The sequence below is a fragment of the Corallococcus praedator genome, from assembly GCF_003612125.1.
Taxonomy (GTDB): Bacteria; Myxococcota; Myxococcia; order Myxococcales; family Myxococcaceae; genus Corallococcus; species Corallococcus praedator.
In genome coordinates this window covers 1-4,939 of the sequence record NZ_RAWI01000549.1, presented here as the reverse complement: position 1 = coordinate 4,939, position 4,939 = coordinate 1, and the positions used below count along the sequence as shown (strand labels likewise).

The 4,939-nt window shown below is 71.9% G+C and carries 5 protein-coding genes and 1 pseudogene; 4 read left to right on the top strand and 2 right to left on the bottom strand.

The window, feature by feature from the left end:
- The 4 genes from D7Y13_RS38465 to D7Y13_RS38450 all read left to right on the top strand — a co-directional run.
- Window positions 1-549, top strand: a 549-nt coding sequence (locus tag D7Y13_RS38465; protein ID WP_147452597.1) for a cysteine hydrolase family protein, incomplete at its 5' end; no start/stop codon positions are given.
- 156 nt (window positions 550-705) lie between these two features.
- On the top strand, window positions 706-1,332 hold the full coding sequence (locus D7Y13_RS38460) for a TetR/AcrR family transcriptional regulator (RefSeq protein ID WP_120586035.1): 627 nt from the start codon (window positions 706-708) through the stop codon (window positions 1,330-1,332).
- Window positions 1,329-2,570, top strand: a complete 1,242-nt coding sequence (locus tag D7Y13_RS38455; protein ID WP_120586034.1) for a multidrug effflux MFS transporter — start codon at window positions 1,329-1,331, stop codon at window positions 2,568-2,570. The genes D7Y13_RS38460 and D7Y13_RS38455 overlap by 4 nt, the downstream gene beginning before the upstream one ends.
- A gap of 38 nt (window positions 2,571-2,608) precedes the next feature.
- Window positions 2,609-3,070 carry an SRPBCC family protein gene (locus D7Y13_RS38450; RefSeq protein WP_120586033.1) on the top strand — a complete coding sequence of 154 codons (462 nt, stop codon included), beginning with the start codon at window positions 2,609-2,611 and terminating at the stop codon, window positions 3,068-3,070.
- Between the two features lie 73 nt (window positions 3,071-3,143).
- On the opposite strand, the gene lnt is transcribed toward D7Y13_RS38450, so the two are convergent.
- Both lnt and D7Y13_RS38440 read right to left on the bottom strand, forming a co-directional pair.
- Complete coding sequence (gene lnt, locus D7Y13_RS38445; RefSeq protein ID WP_120586032.1) at window positions 3,144-4,760, bottom strand: apolipoprotein N-acyltransferase; 1,617 nt, start codon at window positions 4,758-4,760, stop codon at window positions 3,144-3,146.
- Window positions 4,757-4,939 (bottom strand): annotated as a pseudogene (locus tag D7Y13_RS38440) (hypothetical protein); the annotation flags it as partial. The pseudogene D7Y13_RS38440 and the gene lnt, both read right to left, overlap by 4 nt.

The following is a 4,939-nucleotide window of genomic DNA, read 5'->3' as shown; positions in this document are numbered from 1 at the left end:
CCTTTCGACCGCGCGGCGCTCGTCATCATCGACGCGCAGGTGGACTACACCTCGCGCGGCAGCCTGCCGTTGGTCGGCATCGACGCCGCGGTGGAGGAGGCGGCGCGTCTGCTTGAGCTGGCCCGCCGCCACGGCACGCCCGTCTTCCACGTCGTGCACCACGGCCCTGTCGGCAGCCCGCTCTTCGACCCCCAGGGGCCGGGCAGCGCCATCATCTCCGCGGTGGCCCCCAGGGAGGGCGAGGCCGTCGTGACGAAGGCCCTGCCCAACGCCTTCGCGGGGACGGACCTCCACCAACGCCTCCAGGCGACCGGGCGCACCGAGCTCATCGTCGCCGGCTTCCAGACGCACATGTGCATCTCGGCCACTGCGCGCGCCGCGCTCGACCTCGGCTACCGCAACACGGTGGTGGCCGCCGCCACCGCGACGCGCGACCTGCCTGGCGCCCTGGGCGGCGTGGTGCCCGCCTCCGAACTGCAGCGCACCGAGTTGGCGGCGCTGGCCGACCGCTTCGCCGTGGTCGTGAAGGACTGCGGAGCCTGGGCGTAGGAACCCGCCCCTCTTCGCCCACGCACGCGTCGACCGCTCGAAGACGATGGGGCCCGCGATTGCGCCCGGCGACATCGGGCCCTGGCCCCCAAAACAGCCCCTTGCGTCGTCGGTGCGGATTGGTTACCAACCAGTCAGTAACTAATCCGCCCCACCATGTCCCGACCCCAGCGCGTCCTCGATTCGCAGATAGATGAAGCCGCCCGCGCCGTGTTCCTGGAGCAGGGTCCAGCGGCGCCACTGCATGACATCGCGAAGCGGCTGGGCATCTCCCAGGCAGCCCTCTTGCACCGGGTGGGCACCAAGGAAGCGCTGATGCTCCGAGCGCTCCGGCCGGTGCCGCCTTCCGCCGTGGCGCTGCTGGCGCCGGGCCCTCGCGAGGACGCATCCGTGGAGGACCAGCTCCTGGAGGCGCTGCTGCACCACCGGGACTTCCTGCGCCAGTTGGTGCCGTGGCTGTTCGTGCTGCACTACTCGATGCTGGGGGGCGCGCGGGCCATGCAGACGGACACGCCGCCGCCCGTGGCGTTGCGCGAGGCGCTGACCACGTGGCTGTCCCGGGTGAAGCGCGCGGGGCTCGCGGACCTGGCGGCACCGAAGGTCGTGGCCGAGGCCCTGTGCGGCGTGCTGGAGGCCCGCTGCTTCAACGCCCACGTGGGCGGCGCCACCTATGCCCCGGGCGAGGACGCCGCCGTCCTGCGCCAGCTCATCCGCGTGCTCGTCGTCGCACCCGCGACCCGGTCACGCCCCGCGAAGAAGCCCCCGAAGAGGAGCACCCGATGACGACCGCCACCCCGAAGACCTCCCGGTCCACGGAGGGTCCCGGCCTCGTCATCCTGCTGGGCTCGCTCATCGGCTTCGGGCCGCTGTCCATCGACATGTACCTGCCGGCGTTCCCCTCCATCGCGGAGTCGCTGCACGCGAGCGCGGGCGAGGTGGAGCGCACGCTGGCCACGTTCTTCGCGGGGCTCGCGCTGGGGCAGCTCTTCTCTGGCCCGGTGAGCGACCGGTTCGGTCGCACGAAGCCGCTGTACGTGGGGCTGGCGCTCTACGTGATGGGCTCCATCGGCTGCGCGCTCGCGCCGTCGGCGGGGGTGCTGGCGGCGTGGCGGTTCGTGCAGGCGCTGGGCGGCTCGGTGGGCATGGTGTCCTCGCGGGCCATCGTGAGGGACCTGCACTCGGGCGCGGCGGCGGCGCGGATGATGTCGCGGCTGGTGTTGGTGATGGGGCTCGCGCCCATCCTGGCGCCGCTCCTGGGCGGCTGGGTGCTGCACGCGTCCGGGTGGCGCACCATCTTCTGGAGCCACGCGGTCATCGGTCTCATCGCGCTGGGCGCGGTGTTCGCCATCCTCCCGGAGACAGCGCCGCCGAGGAGCGGGCCGTCACAGCCCTTCCGCTCCATGGTCCGCATCGTGCGCCAGCCGGACTTCCTGGGGTACGCGCTGGCGGTGGGGCTCGCGCAGGCAGGGATGTTCGCGTACATCGGCGGATCGCCCTTCGTGTTCATCACGTTGCACGGCGTGGCGCCGGGGAACTTCGGGTGGTTCTTCGGAGCGAACGCTGCGGGGCTGGTGGTCGTGTCGCAGCTCAACCACCGGTTGCTGGCACGCTCCTCGCCGGAGCGGGTGTTGCGATGGTCGGTCCGCGTGGCCGCGCTCGCGGGGCTGGCCCTGGTGGGCGTGGTGGTGACGGGCCTGGGCGGGCTGTGGGGCATCGCGCTGTCGCTGTTCGTGTTCGTCTCCAGCCTGGGCGCCATCACGCCCAACGCGACCGCGCTGGCGATGGAGCATCAGGCGAAGCAGGCGGGCATCGCGTCGGCGGTGCTGGGCGCGCTCCAATTCCTGCTCGCGGCCAGTGCGTCCGCCGCGGTGAGCGCGAGCCACGACGGCACCGCGAGGCCCATGGCCCTGGGCGTGGCCACCACCGCCCTGCTCGCCCTGGGAGCGCTCGTCCTCGCGCGCCGAGCGGCACCGCCCGAACAGGGTACGCCCGCGGACGAAGCCCCCGCGCCGATGACCTGAACAGCGGACAGGGCACAGGCGCCTGCTACTGTCTGGGAATGGCTTCGACCCGCATCCACCGCCATGTGAACGCCTCCCGTGCGAGCGTCTATCGCGCGCTTCTTGATGCGCGAGCGATCGCAACGTGGAAGGTGCCGGACGGCATGACCAGCCACGTGCATGAGTTCGACCCCCGGGAAGGGGGCGCGTTCCGGATTTCACTCACGTACGACGCGCCGACCGCGACGGGCAAGACGACCGCGCACACCGACACGTACCACGGCCACTTCGCGAAGCTCGTGAAGGACGAGCAGGTGGTCGAAGTGACGGAGTTCGAGACGCAGGACCCGGCGCTGCGCGGCAAGATGACCATCACGTTCACGCTCGTGGATGCGGTGGGCGGCGGCACCGACGTCCTCGCCGTGCACGAGGGCCTCCCGAGCGGCGTGCCGCCCGCCGACAACGAAGAAGGCTGGCGGATGTCCCTCGCGAAGCTCGCGGCCTACGTCGAAGCGGGCTAGCGGAACACCGGACAGCTCACTTCGGGGGCGGGCGAATGCACCGAGCACTCGGGCCCGGTGGCCCGTCAGCCCGTCACGCTGAAGCGGCCCGAGCGCTCACGCTCCGCCGCCGGAGCCACACACCGAGCCCCACGGACAACGCCAGCGCCACGGGGCCCAGCCAGTCACCCCACGCACCCGCGAGCGAATGCAGCCGCTCCGCCGCCGGCACGCGCATCACCACGCTGGAGCGCTGGTTGTCTTCCATCTCGGAGGTCCACGTGCCCGCGGGGTCGATGAACGCGGAGACGCCGGAGTTGGTCACACGCACCTGCGCGGTGCGCGTCTCGATGCTGCGGAAGGCCGCGTGCATCAGGTGCAACCGGGGCGCGGGCGTGCCGGAGAACCACGAGTCATTCGACAGCGTGAGGAGCAGCTCCGCGCCCTGGCGCACCTCCTCCGCGACGTAGCTGGGAAAGAGCGCCTCGTAGCAGATGAGCGGAGCGACCTTGAGCACGCGTCCGCCGTTCAATCGGAAGTCCACCATGCGAGGCCCGGGCCCGCGCTTCCAGCGGCCCGTCCACGGCATCCACGCCCGCAGGGTGGGTGAGTCCAGCGCGTCCGGCACCCACTCCGTCAGCGGGAACAGCATCGTCTTGCGGTACGCGGCCTGCGCCAGCTCCCCCGTCGCGGAAGGGCCCAGGAACATGGCCGCGTTGAACTCGCGTTCACCGTCCAGGTCATACGTGCCGAACACCAGCGGCACGCCGCGCTCCGCGACCCACGCGCGGATCTCCTCATCCAGCGCCCCGCCGTCCTCGCTCTTCGGCGTGCCGAACGTCGTCGGGTACACCGTCTCCGGCCACACCAGCAGGTCCAGCGGCCCCGAGCGAAGCAGCGCGTCCGACATCGCGTAGTGCGTGTCCAGGATGTCGCGCACCACCTCGTAGGTGCCCTCCTCCGCCGCCCGCTTCTCGATGTTCGTGATGTTCGCCTGCACCGCGCCCACCGTCAGCGCGGGAGCGGAACGCACCGCCGAGCGCACCTGCCCCAGCCGCACGGCCCCATAGCCGAAGCCCACCACCGCCAGCACGAGCGCCAGCACCAGCGGCACGGGCTTCAAGCCCCGCCGGGCCGCGAGTCCCTGCCCCACCGCGACGAAGCACTCGTTGACGAGCAGCAGGCCGAGCGTGAGGCCCGGAGCCCCCGCCACGTCCGCGCCCTGGCGGAGGACTTCCGATGCGTAGAGGCCATGTCCCAGCGTCTCCGCGAACAGCTTGGGCGTGAACCACTCGGTGCCCACGTACACGAGCGCGGTGAGCAGGGGCGGCACCCACCCGAGGCGCGAGTCCGTCCCCACCTTCCGCCGCGCGTACCAACGGATCCACGAAGCGGTGAGGAACTGGAGCTCCAGCACGGGAGCGATGAGCAGGAACACGCCCCAGCACAGCCACGCCGGCGCATGCGAATACGCGGCGATGGCGCCCGGGAACCAGCCAAAGACAAGCGCGGTGAACGTCACCGACAGCAGCGTGCCCAGGGCCAGCGCGCGGCGCGCCGAAGGGGCCCGGTCCACGGCCGCGAGCCACGGCGCCATCGCCACCGCGCCCAGCCAGACGAAGCCCGGTCGCAGCTCACCGAAGAGGGCGAACAGCCCGGTGGTGGCCGCGACGCCCAGGAGCGCCCCGGCCCACCCTCGCCATGCTGTCACGGCGCGTCCCCGTCCTCGGGCTCGGCGGGAAGTTCCAACATCTGGCGGGGCATGCCGGGGGGCGCCAGCTCCTCGGGCACGACGCGGTTCTCGGGGATGGGGATGGGCTGCCCGTTGGCGTCCTTCGGGACGAAGTCCGGGTCGAACATCAGGATGGCGGCCACTGGCTGACCGTGGTC

Bases quoted from the DNA above. Each gene is read 5' to 3' on its own strand.
- D7Y13_RS38450 (WP_120586033.1), top strand. From the start codon at position 2,609: ATGGCTTCGACCCGCATCCACCGCCATGTGAACGCCTCCCGTGCGAGC.
- D7Y13_RS38455 (WP_120586034.1), top strand. From the start codon at position 1,329: ATGACGACCGCCACCCCGAAGACCTCCCGGTCCACGGAGGGTCCCGGC.
- D7Y13_RS38460 (WP_120586035.1), top strand. From the start codon at position 706: ATGTCCCGACCCCAGCGCGTCCTCGATTCGCAGATAGATGAAGCCGCC.